General features: G+C 68.8%; 19 protein-coding genes and 1 tRNA gene. 11 read left to right on the plus strand and 9 right to left on the minus strand.

Going from position 1 to position 23,883, the window contains the following annotated elements:
* Nucleotides 1-272: 272 nt before the first annotated feature.
* The 3 genes from AS25_RS10225 to AS25_RS10235 are packed head-to-tail and all read left to right on the plus strand — an operon-like array spanning nt 273 to nt 2,688.
* Complete coding sequence (locus tag AS25_RS10225; protein WP_035964870.1) at nt 273-662, plus strand: hypothetical protein; 390 nt, start codon at nt 273-275, stop codon at nt 660-662.
* Between the two features lie 3 nt (nt 663-665).
* The gene (gene mobA / locus AS25_RS10230; protein ID WP_052160895.1) at nt 666-1,274 is read left to right on the plus strand and encodes a molybdenum cofactor guanylyltransferase; all 609 of its coding nucleotides are present in this window, start codon (nt 666-668) and stop codon (nt 1,272-1,274) included.
* A 22-nt stretch (nt 1,275-1,296) separates the two neighbouring features.
* Nucleotides 1,297-2,688 (plus strand): molybdopterin molybdotransferase MoeA, encoded by a 1,392-nt coding sequence (locus AS25_RS10235; protein ID WP_035964872.1) that lies wholly within the window; start codon nt 1,297-1,299, stop codon nt 2,686-2,688.
* Between the two features lie 531 nt (nt 2,689-3,219).
* Here AS25_RS10235 and AS25_RS10240 read toward each other — a convergent pair.
* Complete coding sequence (locus AS25_RS10240) at nt 3,220-3,723, minus strand: DUF456 domain-containing protein (protein WP_035964874.1); 504 nt, start codon at nt 3,721-3,723, stop codon at nt 3,220-3,222.
* Nucleotides 3,724-4,002: 279 nt separating this feature from the next.
* Here AS25_RS10240 and AS25_RS10245 point away from each other — a divergent pair, with 279 nt between their 5' ends.
* Complete coding sequence (locus AS25_RS10245; RefSeq protein WP_035964876.1) at nt 4,003-6,750, plus strand: multicopper oxidase domain-containing protein; 2,748 nt, start codon at nt 4,003-4,005, stop codon at nt 6,748-6,750.
* Between the two features lie 97 nt (nt 6,751-6,847).
* Here the strand turns inward: AS25_RS10245 and AS25_RS10250 are convergent, their stop codons facing one another.
* A complete protein-coding gene (locus AS25_RS10250; RefSeq protein WP_035964877.1) occupies nt 6,848-11,884 on the minus strand; it encodes an NAD-glutamate dehydrogenase in 5,037 nt (1,678 codons plus the stop codon).
* Nucleotides 11,885-12,208: 324 nt separating this feature from the next.
* Here AS25_RS10250 and AS25_RS10255 point away from each other — a divergent pair, with 324 nt between their 5' ends.
* Nucleotides 12,209-13,042, plus strand: a complete 834-nt coding sequence (locus AS25_RS10255) for a formate/nitrite transporter family protein (protein WP_035964878.1) — start codon at nt 12,209-12,211, stop codon at nt 13,040-13,042.
* Between the two features lie 13 nt (nt 13,043-13,055).
* Here AS25_RS10255 and AS25_RS10260 read toward each other — a convergent pair whose 3' ends face one another.
* Nucleotides 13,056-13,601, minus strand: a complete 546-nt coding sequence (locus tag AS25_RS10260) for a histidine phosphatase family protein (protein WP_035964879.1) — start codon at nt 13,599-13,601, stop codon at nt 13,056-13,058.
* Between the two features lie 196 nt (nt 13,602-13,797).
* Nucleotides 13,798-14,244 (minus strand): YsnF/AvaK domain-containing protein, encoded by a 447-nt coding sequence (locus AS25_RS10265; protein ID WP_035964880.1) that lies wholly within the window; start codon nt 14,242-14,244, stop codon nt 13,798-13,800.
* Between the two features lie 105 nt (nt 14,245-14,349).
* Here AS25_RS10265 and AS25_RS10270 point away from each other — a divergent pair, with 105 nt between their 5' ends.
* From AS25_RS10270 to AS25_RS10280, 3 genes are all read left to right on the plus strand, one after another.
* Nucleotides 14,350-14,985 carry a tetratricopeptide repeat protein gene (locus AS25_RS10270; RefSeq protein WP_035964882.1) on the plus strand — a complete coding sequence of 212 codons (636 nt, stop codon included), beginning with the start codon at nt 14,350-14,352 and terminating at the stop codon, nt 14,983-14,985.
* Nucleotides 14,982-15,977 (plus strand): aldo/keto reductase, encoded by a 996-nt coding sequence (locus AS25_RS10275; protein WP_052160896.1) that lies wholly within the window; start codon nt 14,982-14,984, stop codon nt 15,975-15,977. Before AS25_RS10270 ends, AS25_RS10275 begins: the two co-directional genes overlap by 4 nt.
* A gap of 183 nt (nt 15,978-16,160) precedes the next feature.
* Nucleotides 16,161-16,712 (plus strand): DUF2617 family protein, encoded by a 552-nt coding sequence (locus AS25_RS10280; RefSeq protein WP_035964883.1) that lies wholly within the window; start codon nt 16,161-16,163, stop codon nt 16,710-16,712.
* Between the two features lie 207 nt (nt 16,713-16,919).
* On the opposite strand, the gene AS25_RS10285 is transcribed toward AS25_RS10280, so the two are convergent.
* A complete protein-coding gene (locus AS25_RS10285) occupies nt 16,920-17,396 on the minus strand; it encodes an acyl-CoA thioesterase (RefSeq protein WP_035964886.1) in 477 nt (158 codons plus the stop codon).
* A gap of 117 nt (nt 17,397-17,513) precedes the next feature.
* Between AS25_RS10285 and AS25_RS10290 the strand changes: the two genes are divergently transcribed.
* The 3 genes from AS25_RS10290 to AS25_RS10300 all read left to right on the plus strand — a co-directional run bounded on the left by AS25_RS10290 (nt 17,514) and on the right by AS25_RS10300 (nt 19,517).
* Nucleotides 17,514-18,152 carry a YdcF family protein gene (locus AS25_RS10290; RefSeq protein WP_253270554.1) on the plus strand — a complete coding sequence of 213 codons (639 nt, stop codon included), beginning with the start codon at nt 17,514-17,516 and terminating at the stop codon, nt 18,150-18,152.
* Between the two features lie 298 nt (nt 18,153-18,450).
* On the plus strand, nt 18,451-19,314 hold the full coding sequence (locus tag AS25_RS10295; RefSeq protein WP_035964889.1) for a metal-dependent hydrolase: 864 nt from the start codon (nt 18,451-18,453) through the stop codon (nt 19,312-19,314).
* 119 nt (nt 19,315-19,433) lie between these two features.
* Nucleotides 19,434-19,517, plus strand: a tRNA-Leu gene (locus AS25_RS10300).
* A 213-nt stretch (nt 19,518-19,730) separates the two neighbouring features.
* Here the strand turns inward: AS25_RS10300 and AS25_RS14685 are convergent.
* The 4 genes from AS25_RS14685 to AS25_RS10315 form a co-directional block, all read right to left on the minus strand.
* Nucleotides 19,731-21,512 carry a hypothetical protein gene (locus tag AS25_RS14685; RefSeq protein ID WP_156960952.1) on the minus strand — a complete coding sequence of 594 codons (1,782 nt, stop codon included), beginning with the start codon at nt 21,510-21,512 and terminating at the stop codon, nt 19,731-19,733.
* Nucleotides 21,442-22,419 carry a site-specific integrase gene (locus tag AS25_RS13865; protein ID WP_156960953.1) on the minus strand — a complete coding sequence of 326 codons (978 nt, stop codon included), beginning with the start codon at nt 22,417-22,419 and terminating at the stop codon, nt 21,442-21,444. The genes AS25_RS14685 and AS25_RS13865 overlap by 71 nt, the downstream gene beginning before the upstream one ends.
* A 255-nt stretch (nt 22,420-22,674) precedes the next feature.
* Nucleotides 22,675-23,472: a hypothetical protein gene (locus AS25_RS10310; protein WP_145001091.1), complete on the minus strand. Its 798-nt coding sequence runs from the start codon at nt 23,470-23,472 to the stop codon at nt 22,675-22,677.
* A 135-nt stretch (nt 23,473-23,607) separates the two neighbouring features.
* Nucleotides 23,608-23,865 (minus strand): helix-turn-helix transcriptional regulator, encoded by a 258-nt coding sequence (locus AS25_RS10315; RefSeq protein WP_035964891.1) that lies wholly within the window; start codon nt 23,863-23,865, stop codon nt 23,608-23,610.
* Between the last annotated feature and the right edge of the window lie 18 nt (nt 23,866-23,883).

Below are 23,883 nucleotides of genomic sequence, written 5' to 3' on the forward strand. Positions count from 1 at the left end.
GGGGCATGTCGGGGTCCCCACCTGCCACCTCGTGCGGGCGCTCGAGGCTTTCACATGGCCTATTGTCGGGGTGTCCGCGAGGGCGCCTCCCGACGGCGTCCGCGCACCGGCAACCGGGGGCTCGCGAGGCGACCGAGCGACGTCGTCCCCGGACGTCCGCGCGAACGGCTCCAGGCGCTCGCGGGGCGACCGTGCGACGTCGTCCCCGCCCGGCCGGCAATGCCCGACCCGGTCACGGAGAGCCGGGGCCCGCGCCCGTAGACTGGTGCCCCATGAAGTCGTTCGTCGCTCCCGTGCTGCTCGTGATCACCGCGCTCGTCCAGGCCATGGGCATCTACCCCTACGTCCAGGACGGCATCACGCTCACGGGGCAGCTGCTGTTCCCCATCCTCTTCGCGCTCGCGGCCATGTACCTGGCCCGCAAGGGTCGCCCCGGCGCGTTCGGCACGGCACACATGGTCATCCTGGTGCTGTCCGTGGTCCTGGTGGTGCTGTCCCTCGTGGGCATGAGCCAGCAGCTGCCGTACTTCTACCCCACCATGATCCTGTACTACATCGCGTTCGTGCTCGTGGCCGTGGAGTGCGCGCTGCGCATCGCCGGGTTGCCCAAGAAGTCGCGTGCCGTGGGTGCAGAGTCCGACGACGCCGCCCCCACCCGCTGAGCCGTGCCCTCCTCCCCGGACCCGGCCTTGCAGCTGCCCTTCGATACCGTGGTCGTGGCCGGGGGCCGCTCCTCCCGACTGGGTGGCACCCCCAAGGCCCAGTTGTCCCTCGAGGGATCCACGCTGGTGGCCCACACGGTCGCGGCGGTGCGCCCGTTCGGTGCCGTGGTGGTCGTGGGGCCCGAGGATCCGCGGCTGCCGTCGGACGTGTTGCACACCCGGGAGGATCCACCCTTCTCGGGACCGGCGGCCGCGGTGGCCGCGGGCGTCGTCGTCCTGGACGGATTGACCGAACGGAACGAATGGACGGCGGTGCTCGCGTGCGACATGCCGCATGTCGACCGCGCACTGCCCGCGCTCGTGCGAGCAGCGGAGGACGCCTCCCCGGAGGTCGACGGCGTGATGGCGCTGTCCGACGAGGGCCGGGCCGAGAACCTCGCCGTGCTGATCCGTTCCGCGGCGCTGAGCGCGGTGCTGCGCGAGGTCCCCACGGTCGACGTGTCCGTGCGCTCCGTGTGGCGTCATCTGAGGCTGGACACCGTCCCGGTCCCCCACGCCAGCACGAGCGACGTGGATACGTGGGAAGATGTGCGTAGGTTCGACCTGCACTGAATCGCCACGTCGAGGAGACATCATGCCCGGACTTCCGCACCAGCACGATCCCGCCGCTCACGAGGACGACGACCAGCGCGAGAACCGTTCAGCGGCGTCGGAACCGACCGTGCGCTGGGCGTCGTGGGACGAGGCCCGACGCATCGCCTACGGCACCCCGCACTCCCTGCCCAACATCCTGCTGCCCCTAGCGAAATGCCTCGACGAGATCCTCGCCGAGTCCGTGACCGCCGAGATGCCCGTGCCCCACTACGCCTCCGCCGCCGCGGACGGCTGGGCCGTGGCCGGGGAGGGGCCGTGGCGGATCCGCATGCCGCGCCCCGCCGAGACCGATGAGCGCCTGCTGCTGACCCTGCCCCCGGACCAGCGCATCCTCCCGGTGGTGGAGCTCAAGCCGGGTGAGGCCACCCACGTCAACGCCGGGGACGCCGTTCCGTTCGGGACCCGCGCGGTGCTCGAGGCCCACCGGGGTCACGTGGTCCCCGCCGACCCCGCGGCCCGTGACATGCCGAGCGGTGAGCACGGCCGCCGAGCCGAGGAGGGCGACACCCTCGAGGACGCCACGCCCGCCGCGACCCTCGTGAAGAACCAGGACGTCCGGGCCGTGGGAGAGGAGATCGAGCAGGGCGATCTGTTGCTGCGCGCCGGTCGCAAGCTCAACCCCGCCCACCTCGGTCTCGCCGCGAGCGCGGGCCATGACATGCTCCCCGTACGACGCCGCCCGCGCGTGACCGTGCTGCTGGGTTTCGCCAACGTGGTCGAGGACGGCATCCCCGGCCCCGGTGAGGTGCGCGACGTCCTCGGACTGCAGCTGCCCGCCGCACTGCGGGAGCTCGGCGCGAACGTGGATCAGGTCCGGCGCGTGGCCGACGGCGCGGACGGCATGATCTCCGCGTTCACGGAAGCCCCCATGGGTGCGAGCTCGCTGCTCGACGCCCGTGCGGAGATCGTGGTGAGCACCGGCGGCACGGGTCACGGGGAGGACGACCACGTCCGTAAGGCCCTCGAAGATCTGGGGGCCCACCTCATCATCGACGGCGTGGCGCAGGAACCCGCCCACGGAGTGATCGTGGCCCAATTGCCGGACGACGGCCCCGTGGTGCTCGCGCTGCCCGGTTCACCGCTGTCCGCGATGACCGGTCTGCTGAGTGTGGGGCACGCACTGATCGCCGGGGCCAAGGGTGAGGCCATGCCGCTCACGCGCCGCGTCACCGCGGGTCAGGACCTCGAGGCCACCGGCCGCACCCGCGTGATCCCCGCCTACCTCCAGGACGGCCGTGTGTTGCCGGAACCCACCGTGGGCCCCACGATGCTCTCGGGTCTCGCCCACGCGGACGTGCTCCTGGTGGTTCCGGAGGACGGCATGAGCGCCGGCCAGGACGTGGAGGTCATCCCCCTCCCCTGGCGGGGCTGAGGCGGGGGCGCCACGGGGTGGGCTTACGGGTGCACCTGCGTGGCGAGTTCGGCCCGCCGGGAACTTCCGGACACCGTGAGGCCACCCCGGAATATCCAGGCACCGAGAGGCTACCCCGGAACTCTTGGGCGCTGTGAGGCCACCGCGAAACTTCTGGGCATCGCAAAGCCACTTTGGGTGGCCGCCTGTGGCTTCAGCGTGCCTCAGATTTAGGAGATGGCCTCGGAATGACTGAGAACTCTGGGGCACCGTGAGGCCACTGCGGAACTCTTGGGCGCTGTGAGGCCACCTCGCAATTTTCAGGCGCCGTGAGGCCATGGGGGCCAGCCGCATGTGGCTCCAGAGTGACTAAGAATTCGCGGGTGGCCTCGGAATGACTGATATGTCCAGGATGGCTTTGGAACGCCTGAGAGTTACTCAGCGACCTGGGAATGCCTGAAAGTTACTCAGCGGCCCGGGAGCGGCTGAGAGTTATCGCGTGGTCCGGGGTGACTCACGGATTCGTCCGCGGGCGGGGCGCCGGGGTGGACCTCAGTTCACGGTGACGAAATAGACGATCGCCCCGATGATGAACGTCAGTGAGGCCAGCAGGGCGCACGACAGTTCCACCAGGATGCCCACGCCCATGGCCTTCGCGGCCACCCACGATGTGCTCAGTGCAGTGTTGAAGTCCCTGTTGCGCACGGTCTCGGACAGCAGGAGTCCCACCACGAAACCGATGAACAGGCCCACCACGGGGATCACGAACATCCCGATCACCGCGCCCACCACACCGAAGATCAGTGTGCGGTTCGGGATGGCCCGACGTTTGAGCTTGCTACCGGTGAGAACGAGACTCGCGGACATCCCCGCGAGCAAAAGCGTGCTGCCCAGGGCGAGCACGACCCACCCCTCGGGGGCGCGCACCACGAACGCCCAGATGATCAACCCGATCAACGCGGTGATGGAGCCCGGGAGCACCGGGACCACGATCCCCACGCAGCCGATGACGATGAGGACGGCTGTCGCGATAGTGGCGATGATGTCTGCGGTCACGCCCTCATCGTACGGGCAGGGCCGCTGACGAACGGCCCGCCGCGGCGGAGTGCGGCGCGCGGAGGCCGTCATCGACTGCGCAACCCATGCACAACACCCGGTGACACCGGTGGTTCCGCAGGCTCGTGGCCGATGAACGGCGATCAGAACGGTGGGGCCCGCGCCGATCCGGCCGGCGGTCCGGGCGGAGGTTCGGGCGGAGGTCCCCCTGGCGGTCCGGGCGGCACCGGCAGCCGCCTATTATGGTATTTCGTACACCAATTAAGGAACGGATTCAGCGTGCCCCCCATCAGTGCCCCGCAGCGGCCCAGCACCTCCACCGCCCGCAAGGGCCGCTCGTGGCACCGCACCGCGGGCAAGCCCGTGCGGTGGTGGCTCGTGGCCCTGGTGATCGTGATCGCGGCGCACCGGTGGATCCCGGACACCCGATGGCTCATGGTGCACATGGTCACGCTCGGGCTGATCACCACGTCCATCATGGTGTGGTCCCAGCACTTCACCGAGGCGCTGCTGCACCACAAGCTCCCGGACTCCGACCGCCCCCGGCAGATTGTGCGGATCTACGGCGTCACGGCGGGCACCGCCCTGTTGATCGTGGGGATGCTCGCGAACTGGTGGTGGCTCACCGTGATCGCGGCCACCGTGATCGGCGTGATGCTCACCTGGCACGGCCTGGCCCTGCTGGCACAATTACGCACCGCTCTGCCCGCGCGATTCGGACTCACCGTGCGCTGGTACGCCACGGCCGCGTTCTTCCTGCCCATGGGCGCGGTGTTCGGCGCGATCCTGGCCCGCGATCTCTCCGCGACGTGGCACTCCCGGCTCCTGCTGGCACACCAGGCCGTCAACGTCCTGGGATTCGTGGGCCTCACGGTATGCGCGACCCTGCTGACGCTGTGGCCCACGATCCTGCGCACCCGGATGCGCGACGACGCGGTGCGGTTGTCACGCATCGCTCTGCCCCTCATGGCCGCGGGCAGTCTCCTCGCGGCCGTGTTCGCGCTCCTCGGAACAGCCCCGCTCACAGCCGCCGCGTTGCTGCTCTACGCCGCCGGCGCGGCCACTGTGGGGTGGCTCATGCTGCGGACCGGGATGCAGCGCCGCCCCGAGGGCTACATGGGATGGTCCGTGGCCTCGGGGATCGCCTGGCTCGTGGTGACCACCGTCCTGGCCGCGTGGCTCGTGCTGACCCGCGGGGTGGAGACCTCCGTGGCGCAGTCCCTCACGATCCCCTTCGTGGCGGGGTTCCTGGTGCAGACCCTCTTCGGCGCCATGAGTTACATCCTGCCCTCGACCATGGGCGGCGGCCCCGCGACCGTGCGCGCGTCCCTGGCCGCCATGAACCGCGCGGGGGTCTACCGCGTCACGGTCGCCAACCTGTGCATCGCATTGTTCGCCCTGCCCGCCGGGGTCCTGCCCTCGTGGGTCCGCGCGCTCGTGTCGATCGTGGGGGCCGTGGCCCTCGCGGCCTTCATCCCGCTCATGATCTCCTCGGCCAAGGTGGCCATCGCCGCACGACGCCGCGCCGTCGCCGAACGCGCGGCCGGCACCACGACCACGGACCACACCGGGGCAAACGCGGCCGAGCCCTCCCGCCGGGGGATGGGAGCGGCCACCCAGTTCCTGGCCGGGGTGCTCACGGTGCTGCTCGCGATCGCGGCGGGGATCGCCGTCGCACCCCAATCCGCCGGTTTCTCACTGGCCGGAGGCAACAGTTCGAGCGCGGAGGGCACCGGCGAGACCACCGAGGTCACGATGCATGCCCGGCAGGACATGCGTTTCGACCCGTCCGAGATCCGGGTACCGCAGGGCAACCGCCTGGTGGTTCACCTGACCAACGACGACCCCACCACGGTGCACGATCTCGTCTTCGCCAACGGGGCCACCTCGGGCCGCCTGGACCCGGGTGCCTCCGCGACCGTGGACGTGGGAGTGATCAGCAACCGGCTGGAGGGGTGGTGCTCGGTGATCGGTCACCGCTCGATGGGGATGACCGTCGACGTGATTCCCGTGGACGCACAAGGCCAAGAGGTTACCGCCACCGGAACGGACGGCTCCCACGGTTCACACGGGCACGCGGAGCACACCGGAACGGACCCGGCGCAGGCGGCGGATTTCAACGCCGCCCCCGGTGAAGGGTTCACGACCCGCTCCCCCGAACTGGCCCCCGCATCGAACGAAACCGTGCACCGGATGACCCTGGACGTCCAGGAAGTGGCCCGCGAGGTGGCCCCCGGCGTGACCCTGGACGCGTGGACCTACAACGGTCAGTACATGGGACCCACACTGCGCGGGAAGGTGGGTGACACCTTCGAGATCACCTTGACCAACGGCGGCACCATGGGTCACTCGGTGGACTTCCACGCGGGGGACATCTCCCCCGACCAGGCCATGCGCACGATCGCCCCCGGCGAATCGCTCGTGTATCGGTTCACGGCCCACCGCTCCGGGATCTGGCTCTACCACTGCTCCACCATGCCCATGAGCAGTCATGTCGCAGCGGGCATGTTCGGCGCGGTGATCATCGATCCCCCGAACCTGCCGAGCGTGGACCGTGAATACCTGCTCGTGCAGAGCGAGACGTACCTCGCGGCCCCGTCCCCGGATCAACCCGATCTCCCGGAGGGAGTCAACGCCGTGGTGAACCCGGAGAAGATCGCCGCGAAGCAACCCTCATTCACGATGTTCAACGGCCATGCCACCCAGTACATGCACGACCCGCTCACGGCCCGCCCGGGAGAGCGCGTGCGGATCTGGGTGCTCGCGGCCGGCCCGTCCGAGGGGCTGAGCTTCCACGTGGTGGGCGGCCAGTTCGACACCGTGTACAAGGAGGGCGCGTACCAGCTCTCCCCCGATGGACCCGGTAATCCCGGCGGGACGGGCGGCGCCCAGGCCCTGGATCTCGCACCAGCGCAGGGCGGCTTCGTGGAACTCGATTTCCGCGAGCCCGGGACCTACACGTTCGTCAATCACTCGTTCGCCGAAGCTGAGCGGGGCGCCCGGGGGCTGATCCGGGTCCAGGAATGACCGGAGGCCCGGGCGACGTCGTATCGTCACCCGGGCCCCCGGTCACGTCCCGACTCACAAGCGGCCGAAGCCACCTACGCGGCGGGACCCTCCCGACTCAGTCGGACAGCGCGCTGCGCAGCGTCCGCAGTGCCACGGACAGCGCGGCGAGTTCGGCGCCGGCGTCGTCGCTGTCGGCCATGGACTCGATCTCGTCCAGGACCTCCCGCAACCGCTCGAGCCGGTCCGCGTTCTCCTGCTCCCACGCCTGGACCTTCTCCTGGGCGTTGTCACCCGGGGAGTCCAGGGCCTGACCAGCGAGCGCCACGAGCGTGGAGTACAGGTCCTCGCGCATGGCGATCCGGGCCATGTTCTCCCACCGCGTGGTCTGCGGCAGGGCCGTGATCCGGTTGAGCAGGTTCTCCAGGCCGTAGCGGTCGAACAGCGCGAAGTACACGCGGGCGATCATCTGCACGGTCACGCCCTCGCCGGAACCCTGCGCGGTGTCGCCCGACGACGCTGCGGCGTCGCCGGACTCGTACCCCGCGATGCCCTGCGCCTGGGCGAGCCGGGCGACGTCGAGCAGCGCGAACGCGTCGAGCAGTTCCGCCCATTCCACGGCGAGTGCGCGGGGCACGCCCTGGCGCTCGGCGAGCTCGGCCTCGGTCCGGGCGCGCTCGGCGGATTCCTCACCCAGCAAGCGGTCGTTACCGAAGCGCAGTTGCACGGTGGGTCGGTAGGCGTCCACGAGCTCCTGGATGCCGTCCCCGGCTTCCTGGCGGTGCAGGAACCAGCGCACCACGCGGTCCAACAGCCGCCGCATCCGCAGCGACATCTGGTTCCACAGCTCCAGGGGGATGTCCGCACCCACGTGGGCGTGGCGGGACGCGTAGTCCTCGAGGTCGAAGATCTCCACGGCCGCGGTGAACGCGCGGGCCACGTCCGCGAGCTCGGCCCCGGAGTCCGCCACGACCCGGTAAGCGAACGCGATGCCCCCGTAGTTGATGATCTGGTTGGCCACCATGGTGGAGATGATCTCCTTGCGCAGCGGGTGGCTGTCCAGCTGGTCCCCGAACCGCTCCCGGATCTGCGCCGGGAAGTACTGGGCCAGGGTCCGGCCGAACCACGGGTCCTGCGCCAGGTCACTGTCCACGAGCGCACCCGTGAGCTGGATCTTGGCGTAAGCGGTCAGCACGGACAGTTCCGGCCCGGTCAGGGGCTGGTCCTGGGTGGCTCGTTCGCGCAGTTGCTCGTCCGAGGGCAGGAACTCGAGCTCGCGGTTGAGGTCCGCGTGCTCCTCCAACCAGTGCATGAGCCGGATGAACGTCTCGGTGAACTCCACACCGCGAGCGCGCTCGGTGGTCAGCAGGACGTTCTGGGCCACGTTGGTGCGCAGCACGAGTTCGGCGACCTCGTCCGTCATGGACTCGATGAACTCGGCGCGCTCGTCCTCGCCCAGAAGCCCGGCCTGGACCATGCCGTCCACGAGGATCTTGATGTTGACCTCGCGGTCGGAGGACTCCACACCGCCCGAGTTGTCGATCGCGTCCGTGTTGACCAGGATCCCGTGCAACGCGGCCTCGATGCGGCCGAGCTGGGTGGCCCCCAGGTTGCCGCCCTCACCGATGACCTTCACGCGCAGGTCCTCGCCGTTGACGCGGATGGCGTCGTTGACCTTGTCCCCCACGTCCTGGTGGGTCTCGGTGGACGCCTTCACGTAGGTCCCGATCCCGCCGTTGTACAGCAGGTCCGCGGGCGCGAGCAGCACCCTGCGCACGAGTTCCTGCGGGCTGAGCGACTCGACGTCGTCCTCGATGCCCAGTGCCTCGCGCACCTGCGGGGACAGCGGGATGGACTTGTCGCGACGCGAGAACACGCCGCCACCCTCGGAGATCACGTCCCGGTCGAAGTCCTGCCAGGACGTGCGCCCGGCGTTGAACAGCCGTTCGCGTTCCTGGTAGGAGGCCGCGGCGTCCGGGGTGGGGTCCAGGAAGATGTCCCGGTGGTCGAACGCGGCGATCAGGTGGATGTGCTCGGACAGCAGCATGCCGTTGCCGAACACGTCCCCGGACATGTCACCCACGCCCACCACGGTGAACGCCTCGGACTGGGTGTCCACGCCCAGCTCGAAGAAGTGGCGCTTGACCGATTCCCACGCGCCGCGGGCCGTGATGCCCATGGCCTTGTGGTCGTAACCCACGGACCCGCCGGACGCGAACGCGTCCCCGAGCCAGAAGTCCCGCTCCAGCGAGATGGCGTTCGCGGTGTCCGAGAACGCGGCGGTGCCCTTGTCCGCGGCCACGACCAGGTAGGAGTCGTCGCCGTCGCGACGGATCACGTTCTCGGGGTGCACCACGGTGTCCCCGGAGTCCGCCTCGCGCTCGGCATCCCCGGACGACGACGCCGCATCGCCCTCGGCGCGCTGCTCACCCGCCGCGCCGGCCTCGGTCTCACGCTCGATGTTGTCGGTGACGTCCAACAGGGACGCGATGAACAGCTTGTACGCCTCCCGGCCCTCGGTGAGCCACGCCTCGCGGTCCACCTGCGGATCCGGCAACTGCTTGGGGAAGAAGCCACCCTTGGCACCGGTGGGCACGATCACCGCGTTCTTGACCATCTGGGCCTTCACGAGACCCAGCACCTCGGTGCGGAAGTCCTCGCGCCGGTCGGACCAGCGCAGCCCACCGCGGGCCACGTGACCAAAGCGCAAGTGCGTTCCCTCGACCCGCGGGGACCACACCCAGATCTCGAAGGCCGGGCGGGGCTGCGGTGCGGCAGGGATTGCGGCGGGGTCCAGCTTGAACGCCATGGTGGGCCGGGACTGGAACACGTTGGTGCGCAGGGTCGCCTTCACCACGTCCGCGAGCGAACGGAACAGCCGGTCCGCATCCAGGCTGGGCACCTCGTCCAGGACCTCGTCCAGGCGCTCGAGCGACGACTCGCGCGCACTCTCGCGAGCGGCGTTGTCCTCCGCGAAACGCTCGGGATCGAAGCTCGCGGAGAACAGCTCGGCGAGCTCACGGGTGGCGCGCGGGTACTCCACGAGGGTGTCCGAGATGAACTCGAACGAGTTGGAGTAGCCCAGCTGCAGCAGGTAGCGGACGTAGGCGCGCAGCACCGCCACGGTGCGCCACCCCATGCGCTCGGTGAGCACGAGGCGATCCAGGCTGTCCGACTCGGACCGGCCGGAGAGCACCGCGCACAGGGTGTCCTCGATGAGGTCCTCGGTCTTGGCGTCCTCAGGGCCCTCGGGGTCCACGTCCGCGGGCAGCTCCACGCCGAAGTCGTAGAGCTGGAACTCGCGGCCGTCCGCGGGGGTGACCGTGTACGGGCGCTGGTCCAGCACGCGCAGACCCATGTTGTGCAACAGCGGCAACAGCTCCGTGAGGGACAGCGACTGGGTCAGGTAGATGTTGAGCCGCACCTGATCGCCGGTGTGTGCCACGCGGACCTCGGCGGGGAGGTTCGGGTCCCGGCCCCACAGCTCCTCGCAGCGCTTGAGGTCCTGGACGGCCTCCTCGATCTCGTAGTCCTCGCGGTACGAACCGGGGAACGCCTCGTCCCACACGGGGCACAGGGACGCGGCCCGCTCGTCGCCGAACTCCAGACCGATGGCCCGGTCCAGGGACTCCGGCCACGAGCGCACGGCCGCGCGCAGGCGCGACTCGAGGTCTTCGTGGTCGAACTCCCGCACCTCGCCGGTGTACGGCAAGCGGATGCGGAAGAACAAGCGCGCGAGGGACGACGACGTCAGGCGCACCTCGAAATCGATCGCCTCGGCGTCGAAGACGTCCATGAGCTGCGACTCGATGCGCTGACGCACGGACGTGTTGTACCGGTCGCGGGGGAGATATACCACCGCGGACATGAACCGACCGAACGTGTCCTGACGCAGGAACAAGCGGGTCTGGCGCCGTTCGTTGAGCGCGAGCACACCCGACGCCGTGCGGTACAACTCCTCCGCACTCATGTGGAACAGCTCGTCCCGCGGGTAGTCCTCGATGATGCCCATGAGGTCACGCGCGGAATGCGAGTCCGGCAGGAACCCGAACTCGCGCACGACCCGTTCCACCTTGTCCTGGACCATGGGGGTCACCTGCGCGGGGACCGAGTAGGCGTGGCGGGAGAACAGCCCCAGGATCAGGTACTCCCCGTCCACCTCGCCGTCCTCGGTGAACGTGCGCACACCGATGTAGTCCAGGTACTCCCGGCGGTGGATCGACGAGCGCCGGTTGGCCTTGGTCACGAACACGGCCTGGTGGTCCCGGGCATGGCGGCTGCCGAGACCCGTGAGCTTCTGCGCGTGGCCCGTGGAGCCCTCCTCGCGCAGCAGTCCCAGGCCCGTGTCCGGGCGGGAACGCAGGACGGCGTCGTCCCCGTCCGACTCGAGGTCGTAGCGCTTGACGCCCATGAACACGAAGTTCCCGTCCCCGAGCCACTCGAGGAACTCCCGACCGGCCTGCACGTCCGGCAGGTGGGAACCGTCCGCGAACGTGAGCTCGTCCAGGGACCGCAGGGACTGCGCGATCTCCCGCGTCTGGCGGTGCATGGCCTCCTGGTCCTCGGCCACGCGGTGCACGTCGGCGACCAGGTCGGTGATGTGCTGCGCGAGTTGGGCGCGGGCGTCGTCGTCGAGCGAGCGGTGCAGCTCCACGCGGATCCAGGACTCGACGGCGGTGTCCGTGTGACCGGTGTCCGCGCCGTCGCGCAGCGCGTCCGTGAGCGGGATGGCCGTGGTGTCCCCGGAGGACACGGCGGAGATGTTGGGGACCCGCTCGAGGGAGACCAGTTCGTGGGACCCGGCGTCCCGCGTGGCGAGCAGCAACGGGTGCAGCACGAGCTGTGCGCCACCCCAGTTGGCCGCGATCTCCGTGGTCAGCGTGGACACCAGGAACGGCATGTCCGTGGTGACCATGTACAACACGGTGGCCCCGTGGTCCTCCCGGACGTCGATGCACAGCTCGTCCGGGCGGCGGGTGCGGCCCACCTCCCGGTGGGTCTCGGCGCGTTGCGTGTGCACGTCCTGATCGGTGCCCGCCATGTCCGCGTCCGGGACGGCGCGGTAGTACTCGTTGATCCATGTCCGCGCCGCGTTCCACCGCGGTCGCTGCCACACCGTGGGGATGGCCTGGGTCGTGGCTTGGGGAGGGGTCACTACTACATCACGCCTTAGCTGTCGTCGAGACGGGTCGGAACTGCGCGGCGTGGCACGTGATACCCGATCGGGGTACCCGTGAGGACGCTCGGGCGTTCTCCCGAAACCCTCGCGTCCGCACTCTCCACGGCCACACTGCCGCGTTGTCCCCAACCCTATGACTCCCGGAGCGCGGGAGCCAGACCGCGCCCGTGTCACCCCGTGGTCTTACACTCGTGCGGTCACGGTTTATTTCGCCCTTCGACGGATCACCCGCCCGAGAGGTCCGCGACCGCCCCGCCTCACCCCACGGGGTCGACGTCCCGAACAGAGAGTTGACGTTCCATGAGCAACGTGAAACCCCCGGTCGTGGTGGAGGAAGCCATCACCGCCGGCAAGACCAAGGCCACGACCTCCTCCGGCAGACTGATCCTGCAGGGGATCCTGGGCGGTGCGCTGCTGGGCGCCACCACGTCCTTCGCGGTCTCGGCCGCCGTGAGCTCCGGCTCCTCCGTGGTGGGGGCCCTGCTGTTCCCCGCCGGCATCACGATCGTGACCCTCATGGGCATGGAACTCGTCACGGGCGGTTTCGCCCTGACCCCCATGGCCGCCGTGCGCGGGCTCGTCCCGTGGTCCGCGGTGGGCCGGTACTGCCTCATGGTGATCATCGGTCACCTGATCGGCGCCGTGGCGTTCGCCCTGCTCTACGCGGCCGGGCTCACGGGCTTCGGTTCGCACGACGCCGGCGCGTTGGGTGAACGCTTCGCCCAGACCGCCCAGGACAAGACCACCGCGTACGAGGCCCTGGGGCTCGCGGGCATGGCCACCGTGTTCGTCAAGGCCATGCTGTGCAACTGGCTCGTGTGCCTGGGCGTGTTCATGGGCATGGTCTCCAAGGACACCATCGGCAAGATCGCGGCCATCTGGCTGCCCATCATGGCGTTCTACGGCCTGGGCTTCGAGCACGCCGTGGTCAACTTCTTCATGATCCCCATGGGCATGCTCATGGGCGCGGACGTGGGGCTGGGCGACTGGTGGATCTGGAACCAGATCCCCGTGCTGCTGGGCAACCTGGTGGGTGGTTTCGTCTTCACCGGACTCGCGCTGATGTACGCGCACCGTCCGGCCCGCACGGAGGCCACCGAGACCGCGGCCGCTCGTCCGGGCGCGGAGCAGTAGACCGGTAGGTCGGTCAGCGGGCGGCGGCCAGCTGTTCGGTGGTCACCTCGACCACTTCCCCGTTCTGCAGGCTCGGCAGCTCGATCCCCAGGATCCGGCCCGCGGTCAGGCGGATGAACGTCCCGTGGGCCACGATCATCACGTCCTGCTGCGGGTACCGCGCGGCGATCTCGCGCAGCACCGCGATCCCCCGCTGCACCACGTGCTCGGCCGCCTCACCGTGTTCCTCCATGAACGCGTGCCGCTCGTCCTCGGTCATGCCGGTGCAGTCGTAGCCCTCCGCGTCCCCGAAGGAGCGCTCCGCGAGGTCCGCGTAGGTCCCCGACGGCGTGAGTCCGAGCTGCGCCCCGATGATCCGGGCCGTCTCCCGCGCGCGCTGCAGGGGTGAGGAGACCAGCGCGTCCCAGTGCCGCCCCGACGCCGCGAGTTCCCGGCCCACCGCGCGGGCCTGTTCCCTGCCCGTGTCGTTGAGGGGGATGTCCGTGCGGCCCTGCAACAACCGTTGCAGGTTCCAGTCCGTCTGGCCGTGGCGGATCAGGGTCAGGGTCGTTTCGCTCACCCCACCAAACTACCCCGCGGGCACCCGGGCGCCGCAGCGGCGTCGTCCCCCTGTGGCGCGGACGCGGACGACGCCGCACCCACCGCGGGTGCCGCGGGCCGGGTGTTCCGTTGCGAGCACCTACGACGACGGACCGGCACCCCGCTCGGGGATGCCGGTCCGTTCGAAATTCTTGCCGCGGGCGACGCCGCGTGGCTCAGTGCGCGGGGCGCTCGTCCGTCTCGATGTCCACGCGCTCCTTGCGCAGGGTCTCCTCGATGACCTCGGTGCGCTCGACGCGCTCGGCGACCAGGCGGACGCGCTGGTACGGGACCCGCATGGTCTGCACCACGGGCTCGGTGCGGTACAGGATCAGTTCGTCCTCACCCACGGGCAGTTCGCGACCGTCCAGGAACGCCTGACGCTCCTCCTCGGTGATGGGGGTGCGCACCACGTTGGCCTCCTCCGAGGCGAGGGTGACCTCCTGGCGGACGGGCTCACTCACCACGTACTTGCGCAGCCGGGCACGGCCGGTGACCTCCTCCTCGCGGTTGATCACCAGACGCTCCTCGTGACGGATCACGGAAGCATGCTCGTCGTCCGGGGCTGCTGCGTGGCGGGGGTCGCGCGGGTCCTGCCCCGGTGCGGTGTTCTGTACTGCCATCCTGACCTCCTGGGAGAGTGTGGTTTTGAGATTAGCAGCCGGGTTCCGAATCGGCCCACCATGTAGCATCCTTAGATTCTTACTGGGTCCCGGGAGGTTGATCTGATGAGTTACTCGGATGACGGCAACGGTTATTTCACGCGTGCCCTGGACGCCGAGGACCGCGGTGAGCACGCCCTCGCGGAGACCGCGTACCGGCAGGCCATCGAGCTGTTCCACGAATCCGGCGACACCGCCAAGGAACTCGCCGCGTGCCACTACAACCTGGGCCACATCTACGTGGTCATGGAGCGCACCAGCAAAGCCGTGGCGGAATACCGCACCGCGCTCGAGTACTTCTCCCAGCTCCCGGGCAGTGGCAAGCACAAGGCCCGCGCGCACCTGATCCTGGGGTCCCTGCTGGTGGAGACAGGCGAACTGCGCGCGGCCGAGACCCAGTTGTTGGACGCCCTGGGCCAGTACCTGGACGCTCCCCACGAACCCCGCGATCAGGCCGACTGCTACAGCAACCTCGCACGGGTCTACCGCGAGACCCAGCGCAATGCCCAGGCCGTGACCGCGTACAACCGCGCCGTGGACTTCTACGAGGAGGTCCCCGATTCCCTGCGCGACCGCTCCGACTGCTTCACCGAGCTCGGCACGGTCTACGAGAGCACGGGCAAACTCGACGAGGCCGCCGCCGCGTTCGCCGAGGCCGCCCGCTTGCGCCGCGGCGCCGAGCAGCAGGGCGGGCGCCCGTGAGCACTCCCCTGATCTACGGGTGCATGGCCCTGGGTGGCACCTGGGGTCAGGAGTCCGTCCCGGCATCCCAGTACGACGTCGCTCGCGAGGCCGTGTACGCCGCGCACCGGGCCGGCTTCGAGCTCTTCGACCACGCGGACATCTATATCGGTGGGGATTCGGAGACCCTGTTCGGTCGCATCCTGGCCGAGGACGCCCTGCTGCGGCGCGCGGTGCGGATCCAGACCAAGTGCGGGATCAAGCTGCCGGGTAACACCGGGCCCCAGGGTTCACCCGTCCACTACCGACTCGACCGGGACTCGGTGCGGTCCTCCCTGGAGGGGTCCCTGCAGCGGCTCGGCGTGGACCACGTGGAGCGGTTGTTCCTGCACCGCCCGGATCCGCTCACGCCCCTGGGCGAGACCGCGCGGGCCCTGGACGAACTGCACCGTGAGGGGCTGATCGGTTCCGTGGGGCTGTCCAACATGACGCCGCATCACGTGGCCGCGTTCCAGCAACTGTTGAGCGTGCCGGTGACCGCGGTGCAGATCCAGATGAGCCTGGCCCACCGCGATTTCGTGGAGTCCCAGGTGCTCGCCAACCACCCGGAGGGGACCGGGGTGTCCTTCCCCGGTGGGCTGCTCGCCCAGTGCATCGCGGACGAGATCGAACTGCAGGCATGGGGTGCCATGGCCGGCGGGATCTATTCGGGTGCACCAGCGCCCGTGTCCGGAGCTGCGTCCGCGCCCGCTGTCGAGTCCGGCGAGGACGAAGACCCCGTCCAGCGGACGAGCGCCCTCGTGGAACGGCTCGCCCAGCGCATGGGTGTGTCCCGCGAGGCCGTGGTGGTGGGCTGGCTGCTGCGCCACCCGTACGGTATCCGCCCGGTGGTGGGGACGCTCAACCCGCAGCGGATCGCCGCGTGCGCGCAGGCGCCGCGGGCCGCCGAGCTCCTGACCCACGAGGACTGGTACGCACTGTGGACGGCGGCGCGGGGCCGTCCGCTGCCCTGATCCAAACCCTCTCACCGCGGCCGTTCCGGCACGCACCGTGTCCGTGTGAGCCCGGGTGGCATGTATGCGTCGTCATCAAACGGTGACCTTCCGGTGCTTGCTTGCGCCCCTACTCCGTGGATATTTTCTTCTGTAAAGCCGATGCGGCGGGCTGCCGCGTGGCCGAAGAGGGAGAACAAGGCTATGGAGCATCGCTGGCTCACCCCGTTGCACGGGCATGTCGTGTGCCGCCCGGAACAGTTCGGGTACCGCACGGACCTGGGCGTGCTGGACGCACCGGCCGGGCGCTCACTACGAGTGGACGAGCACACGGTCGTGGAACTGCGTGTGGGTTCCGGGCACCACCAATGCGTGATCACCCACGCCGGGGAGCAGTGGGTCGAGACAGTAGGGCTGTTCGAGGACTCCGCGGCGCAACTGCCCACGCTGTGCAGCATCGCCCACCCCACGCCGTTCGCCTCACACGTGGAAGTGGGCTGCACGGTCACCGAGCACTCCCCCCGCGGTCTGCAGCGGGAACTCGCGCGCCTGCACGACACCCTGGATGCGGCGCCCCTGGCGGTGTGCGTTCAGGACACCGAGGACCCCGCGGCGGTCACCGCCGCCACGTGCCACGCGGACCCGGATTCCCACGCCGTGCTGTGGTGGACGTGGCGGGTCCTGCCGGAAAGCGGGCACATCCTGCGCACCCGCGCGCAGCTGCGCTTGCGGACCCCGGTGAAGCTCGCCGCCTGAGCGACGTCGCCGGCCGGGGCCCTGCCGCCGCGGACCCGCACCGCCCCCTCTATGTGCCGAGACCGGCCACGAACATCTGTGCTGCGATACGCCCCATTTCAGGCCGGGTTCGCGTCTTTCCGCAGCACAGATGTCATGGCCCCTCGGGCGGGGCGGCTGAGGGGGTGCGGCAGCGCGGCGTCGTCGCCGTGCGCGGGTGGGCGCGGGTCAGAACGGCGACGGCGCGACGTACGGTTCCAGCAGCTCGCGCTGATCCGGGGTGAGGCGCACCACCGTGCGCGTGCTCGGGAGGTAGAACGCGAGCTGGGTCTGGGCGCGGACGCAGGGAGCGCCGTCGGCGGAGTCGAGGATCTCGAAACCCAGGACCAGGGTGGCGGCCCGGGCGGAGACCACCCAAACGCGCACGTCCACGGGGACGTTGCGGTACTCGAGGGGGCGCAGGTACTTGACCCGGTGCTCGGCGATGAGCGCCTGGGTGCCCTCCGGGAGCACCGAGAACAAGGGGATCTCGGCGGGGAGGACCTGTTCGCCCGTGCCCACGGGGACGCCGAACGCCGCGATGCGGGCTTCCTCGAGCACACGGATGACCTCCACGTTGTTCACGTGGCCGTACGGGTCCATGTCCCCCCACCGCAGGGGAACCTGGCAGGTCACTGAGCGTTCGAGGTGGTCGTTCGAGCGCATGCGCTGACTCCTTGCTGGGTGTTTACCGGTGCGAGATGCAGAAGCCTCGGGAGGGGTTCCGCTGGATGAGATGATATCCGCGGCATTCCTGTAAAGCCCCACATCGGAAGGACATCCGTGGCACACGCGGCCCCCGGGCAGACCCTCGCCAAGAAGCGGCGGTGGCCCCTGCTGGTGTTGATCGTCCTGACGATCCTCGTGGTGCTGTGGCTCGCGGTGTGCCACGCGGTGCTGGACAACCCCCGTGTGGATCCGCCGAAACGATCGGACGCGGTGTTCGTGCTCGGACCACCGGACACGTCCCGCATGGCCTACGCCGAGGACCTCGTGTTCAACCAGCACGTGGCCGACACCCTGGTGATCTCCGCACCGGACCCCCAGCCGTACGAACCACCGCAGATGCAGGAGTACTACTCGACCCGCCCGTTCTGCGCGCCCCGGGAGGGCGTGGAGGTGATCTGCTTCAAACCGGATCCGTCCACGACCCAGGGCGAAGCCATGGAACTGCAGAAGCTCGCAGAAGAACGCGGGTGGGACACCGTGACCGCCGTGACCTTCACCCAGCACGTGCCCCGATCGCGGCTCATCCTCTCCCGCTGCTATCCCGGTGAGCTGCGCATGTCCGCCGTGGACTTCCACATCACGGGCAAGAGCCTGCTCATGCAGTACCTGCACCAGACGGGCGGCTTCATCAAGGCCTGGCTTACCCCGGGGTGCGATCAACAGCTCCCGTGGAACCCCAAGTCCCTGGACTGAGTTCCCACCTTGATGGGGTGACTGGCGGTGCGCGGTTCCACGCACGCTGGTTCGGCAGGGCAAGGCAGGGCAGGGCATGGCCCCGCGCGGGTGGCTGGGCCGCGGTGCGCCGACCGTCGTGAACGGATGACGCGGGGCACGGACGCGCGGTGATCGACTGCCGCGCACAGTGCGGATCCGAGCAAGTCGCCGAGGCGTCCTCCGCGGCCGCTTATGCAGGTCGGAACGGGTTCCTACCCTGGGGTCTGCTTCTTCCCCGAGGTCTTGAGAGGACCACCACCATGCCCAGGTTCCCCCGATGATGGGCCCCAGCCATGCCGCGTGCGGTGCAGCCGCGTGGGTGGCGTTGACCGGCACCTACACCGTGCATCTCGCCGACGTCTCCCTCCCGGTGGGTCTGGGGGTGATGCCCGTGGGCGACCCCGGCGTCATCACCGGCGCACTGATCTGCGCCGGTGCCGCCCTGCTCCCGGATCTCGACCACCCCGGGGGCACGGTCGCCCGATCCCTCCCACCGCTGTCCACATGGGTGGCCCGGGCGGTCGGCAAACTCTCCGGGGGTCACCGCAGGGCCACGCACTCGCTCGTGGGGTTGCTCCTGATCATCGTCCTCTCGCTGTTGTCCCAGCGCGCGTCCGTCCCCGTGGGGGACGCCCTGCGCTGGAACTCCTTCTCCTGGCCCGGGACGGGAGGACAGGCGGGAGAGATCCCGGACGCCGCGGCGTCGTTACCAGGACAGGTGTGGCCCCTGGCTGCGGTACTGTCCGTGCTGCTCATCGCGTGCGCGGTGAAGGTCCTGGCGTTCATCCCGGACCGGCTCTCCCACGCCAACTGGATCGTGGGCATCCTGCTGGGGGCGTTCGTCGCGGCGAATCCCCCGCAGGACCCGCGCTGGTTCGTGGCGGCCGTGGGTCTCGGGTGCGCCGTGCACATGCTGGGGGACCTGCTCACGACCCAGGGGATCCACCTGTTGTGGCCCCTGCGCACGTCCCTGCCGCTGCCCACCACGTTCTACAAGGGCCGCTCGTTCGTGCGCTTCCCCGTGCTCGGCAACGCGGGGTCCGCCCGGGAGATCGCCCTGCTGGTCCCGGTGACGCTCTACGCGCTCGCCGGACTGTTCTGCGCCGGCGTCACGTGGGCGGGACTCACGGTGAGCATCTGAGGCGCCACAGCGCCGTCGCCCCTACCGAGAGTTCGACGACGCCGCGATTCGCCAAACGTCGCACGCGTCAGGTATTCTTTTCGACGTTGCTCACCGGCGAATGCCGCGTGTAACAACGAGCGCGAGTGGCGGAATAGGCAGACGCGCACGGTTCAGGTCCGTGTGCCCGAGAGGGCGTGGGGGTTCAACTCCCCCCTCGCGCACCGCGGGAGGTTCACTTAAGTGTGTGCCTCCAGTTCACAGAACTCCCGATCAGATGTCTCTGATCGGGAGTTCTGTGATTCCGAGCCCGCCTGACACCCGCCCGCACGCCAGTCGCGGTTGCCGAGGCCCGCCAGATCTTCACTCGCACGTGATTTTGGCCATGAGAATGCCCCTGCCCGGGGTTTCCGGGCAGGGGCTATTGCCAGGTGGTCTCAGCGCTTGTGGGCCTTGGTGGCTGGCAACCAGTCCGTCGTGTCAGTCGGCGTCCGAGGCGGTGGGTCCTTCGCCCGGTGTGGCCCGGTGCCGCGTTTGGGGGTCCGGGGTCGGCGTGGTGTTCGACCGGCACGACCAGCAGCTTGGGGCTGTGGGTCTGTTGTGTTGGGTGGAGCGGGGGCGCTGATGCCACGGCCGTAGGCCTCGGTGAGGATCCTGACGTTGGTGGCCGCCAGGACCAGTGCTGCCAGTAGCCCAGTCCGCTGAAGGGTTTGCACCCGGATTCCGCCCCGTCGCAGGCCGCCATGGTGAGTTTTGAGGCTGGCGTTGAGGGATTCGACGTGATTGCGTCGACCGTAATCCTTGGCCCATTTCGTGGTGCCATAGAGATGGTCCTGTCGTTCCCGCAGAAAATCATCGGGACCAAGATTGATGGTGCGCGAGCAGTAGCATTCCCGACCCGCGCAGTTCGTCGTGGGTCTCGACGCGGGATCCAGTCGCATTGAGGCCGGATTGTTCGGGCATCGCACTTTCCCCGTCACGGCCGGGCCGCGGTACCGCTGAGTCCCTCGTTCCCGATCGGGACGACCCAGCCTTGAGAACGCGTAAGGAATTCGATTGTCGTATTCGGCGATGCGCTTCAGTCGATCCTCGACGGTCTGCATCTGCGGAAAGCCCCCTGGATCGCGCATGGATCGGGGAAGGGAATCGATGAAAAGGTGCCCGTCAACGAAGATCGTGCCTGGGACTGGGCCGGGATGGGTGGTCCGTTGGGTGCGATGCAAGTCGATGGTCTGGTCAATACCCCGACGCTGCAGTTCCCTTGCCCAACCCATTGCCAGGCGATATGAGTACCCACGGTCTACGCAAATCCGGTCCACGGCAGCACCTTGTCGTGTGAGGGCATCAATGACCAGGAGTCCGGCCCGGTCGCTGTCGGCACCTGCCGGGCAGATCACCAGCCCCTGGGCCAAAGCTGCCTGGGCGCGTTCCCCTTCTGGCGGGACACCGACGGCGATATGCAGGTTGTATCCGAAGAACGTTTCCTTCGGCTTCAGGTTCTTGCCCGCCCGGTAGCCTTCCCTGGCATCAGGGTCGACGGTGTGCTGCGTTCTTCCATCAGCCCCAAGGATGGGCAGGTCTCCGCCCTTACGTCGCCTCGGGGGCTTCGACGACGGATCTTTCGCGGTTGCTCTCCCTTGCGGCTTGGGGACGCCCCTTTTGGTGTTATTGCGTCCGTGGGGGCTGTAGTGCGACTCCAAATCGGTGGCGTCGATTGCGACGTTTCTGCTACCGAGGAGGTCGTCAGGGATCGGCGCTCGGACGAGGCTCGTGAGCAGATCACTCAGGGGCACACTCGAGCGCAGTTCACCTGTAACCGGGTCAGCCGTTTCGGTTGCGGCGCGGCCGAGTGATTCCACCGCGCCGGTGAGTTGCCGGTATGTCAGCCGCTGGCTGAGCCCGACCCTGGCCCGCTGACTAGGGCTGAGGCGATGGGCGACGTCGCAGGCCCGAGTGCAGTGCAGCTCCCCTGGCCGCTCGAGGGCGTCGATGAGCATCACGGTCAACAGCGTGCGCCAGGAGTGTGTACGACGGCGGCCTGTTGAGGCCGTCATCCGCTGCTGGAGCTCTTCCACGAGCGGCGCTTGCATCGTGGTCACCGCGCGGTTGACGACCTCGTTGGCCACACTGTCCGCCAGCTGCCGCTGTTTACGAGGCACGCGGGCCACCCCGTGGGGACAGGCCGGCTCCTGCCAGCAGGTACCGGTCTTGATCGTCACGGTCCGCGACGTAGGGCAACAACTTCTCGAGCACCGAACCGCTGGACAGCCCCGCGATCGTCATGAACTCCGTGATCCTCACATCCATGGACAGCAGCTGCACCATCCACGTGGTCCGCAGCTGGGCCTGCCGCAACGGAGGCAGGTAAGACGGGATCTCCAGGCTCGAACGCAGCTTGCCCACAGGGTCCCGGGCGTGCGTGTTGTGCGGACCGATCAGCGGGCCCTCCGGGTACTTCTCCGTCAGACGTGCCAGTGCCGGCACGTACTCGATCAATACCGGCACCGTCCGATCACTGAGCACGACGACCCAGAGGCGGGAGTCCTGGGGGTGGACCAGGACATCTGCAGCCGTGACGTGCAGGAGCTCCCCGGCTTTCACCCCAGCCCCGAGTCCGAGGGTCAACATCGCGGTGAAGACCCGGGTCCGCGCCTCGGTCGCCTGGACCTCGGCTGCGGCCCAGTAGCTGGCGATCTCTCGGGCTGTATACGGCGGGGCGATCGGACGCGCCCGCCCCACCGGGGTGGGCAGCCCGTGCCAGGGCGCCTTGGTCGTGGCATGCCAGGCCAGCCGATGCAAGTAGGACGCCGCCGTAGCGCGGCCGGCCTCCGACCAGCCCGCACCCTCGGCGGTGAGGAACGACTTCACATTGTCCTGGGTGAACACGGCCTCAGGGTCCAGCGGCTGGCCGAGGCGATAGGCCCACACGAGCATGCGCGCGGCGTACCGCAGCGCCTGCCGGGCCGACGACGGCGCCTCATACCCGGCCGCCCTGGTCGCAGCGATCGCGATACCCCGTACATGAGCCCACTCGCCCGAGGAGATCAGCTCAGGATCCGGCGCATACGCCTCAAGGACTTCCTCGGCAGTGCCCGCGACGCCGCCGGCGACTCGGATCGGCCTCACCACCCCCACCACCCGCGCAGATCTGCATGGGGTTGAGGACTCATGGCGACCGGTCGCGAGGAAACTCTGCGACGGTCTATGGGAAGAATTTGGGTACGCGCAGACCACGCGCCCCCTTGCCACCACCGAGAACGAGCATTATCCTTGGAGGTGTTACCAGCACTTCCGAGGCCCCTGCAGACGTTCTCAACGGCGCTTGTGGGGGTTTCGTCTTGCCTACGCGCCATGCGGCGCGTTTTCATCAGCTGTTACCCATCACCTTTCCTGGGTTGTCAGGACGTAGAACCCGCGGTCGTCGGCCTCGACCTCGCCACGACGTTTGAGGTATGCCAGCACGTCAGTCACCTGATGGCGCGTCGGAAACGGGAACGACTGTCCTCGCCGTTTCCCGTAGTCATCGACCACCTGCACGACATGTCGATGAATCGTGGATGGTCTAGCCGGCGCATTGCCAGTCAGACAATCTCGGACGATCTGCGCCAAAGAAGGGCAGCCAGCGTGGCGCAACTGGTCGGATAGCGACCAACGAGGCAACGGGGCCGATGGTCGCGCTGGGGCATCCAGCTGACGGGCGACCGCCAACCAGTCGGCAGTGAACCCAACGCTGCGACCCTCTTGCCTGTGGAGCATCTGTAGCTGGCTGAGCTGCCGGATGAGCTCCTGAGCTGAACGCTCGAGCTCCTGAACCGCGGGTGTCATGTGACCCATCGTTCCCCAGGAATCGGCGGACCCGTCACCGAGGGCAACATTCTCGGGCTGGAGTGGCAGGCCCGCGTCGATACCGCGCCACTGTCGACGCAGCGCTTCGCCGCAGCGCGGCTCAACCAGAATCCGCTGGATGTCCGAAAGGGTCGGCCACCGCTCCCCCAGCACGGTGCGCTCCAAGGCCGAGTACGTGAGACCCAGACGCCGGGCCAAGACCGTGTAGGCGTAGCGCCGCCGCGGCTCCTGAGGTGCTTCGTCCTCGAGGCGGGCGATTTCTTCGCCGAGTGCACGAGTAACCGCCACTGCTGCGGCCAAGGAGAACGAGAGGCTGCGCAGAGGGAAACTCATGCGCGCCCGGTCGTACCACCTCAACCCTGACCACTCGGAGCGCCCCTGCACACCGTGGAGAGCTGAATCGAGGACATGCTTGGGATGGTGGCCAGAATTCGGTGATGCAGGCATGACGGCAGGCTATGCCAGGGCCTACAGCCCCCTGCGGCCATCTTGCGCCCCGGGCTCCTTTCTCGGATCGTCGCTGCCCCAGACCGGGCTCAGCGTGCTGTCGAGGGAGAGGCCGAGGGCGCGGGTCAGGATGAGCCAGGTCCTCAGGTCTCCGCGGTAGGTGCCAGCGCCGATGTTGAGCAGTGTCCGCCTTGACAGTCCGGAGATTTCGGCGAGCTCGTCGTAGGTCATGCCGCTTTCTGCCCGGAGCTCGGTGAAAGCCCGTCGCAGAGCACTCATGTTCGGCTCAGGTCGATC

The organism is Kocuria marina (assembly GCF_000786655.1).
GTDB lineage: Bacteria > Actinomycetota > Actinomycetes > Actinomycetales > Micrococcaceae > Kocuria > Kocuria marina_A.

What these genes read in the sequence shown, in the direction of transcription:
- AS25_RS10310 (WP_145001091.1), bottom strand. Translation starts at nt 23,472, where the DNA reads ATGAGTTTCCCTCTGCGCAGCCTCTCGTTCTCCTTGGCCGCAGCAGTG.
- AS25_RS10295 (WP_035964889.1), top strand. Translation starts at nt 18,451, where the DNA reads ATGATGGGCCCCAGCCATGCCGCGTGCGGTGCAGCCGCGTGGGTGGCG.
- AS25_RS10225 (WP_035964870.1), top strand. Translation starts at nt 273, where the DNA reads ATGAAGTCGTTCGTCGCTCCCGTGCTGCTCGTGATCACCGCGCTCGTC.
- AS25_RS10270 (WP_035964882.1), top strand. Translation starts at nt 14,350, where the DNA reads ATGAGTTACTCGGATGACGGCAACGGTTATTTCACGCGTGCCCTGGAC.
- AS25_RS10255 (WP_035964878.1), top strand. Translation starts at nt 12,209, where the DNA reads ATGAGCAACGTGAAACCCCCGGTCGTGGTGGAGGAAGCCATCACCGCC.
- AS25_RS10265 (WP_035964880.1), bottom strand. Translation starts at nt 14,244, where the DNA reads ATGGCAGTACAGAACACCGCACCGGGGCAGGACCCGCGCGACCCCCGC.
- AS25_RS10315 (WP_035964891.1), bottom strand. Translation starts at nt 23,865, where the DNA reads ATGAGTGCTCTGCGACGGGCTTTCACCGAGCTCCGGGCAGAAAGCGGC.
- AS25_RS10280 (WP_035964883.1), top strand. Translation starts at nt 16,161, where the DNA reads ATGGAGCATCGCTGGCTCACCCCGTTGCACGGGCATGTCGTGTGCCGC.
- AS25_RS10235 (WP_035964872.1), top strand. Translation starts at nt 1,297, where the DNA reads ATGCCCGGACTTCCGCACCAGCACGATCCCGCCGCTCACGAGGACGAC.
- AS25_RS10285 (WP_035964886.1), bottom strand. Translation starts at nt 17,396, where the DNA reads ATGCGCTCGAACGACCACCTCGAACGCTCAGTGACCTGCCAGGTTCCC.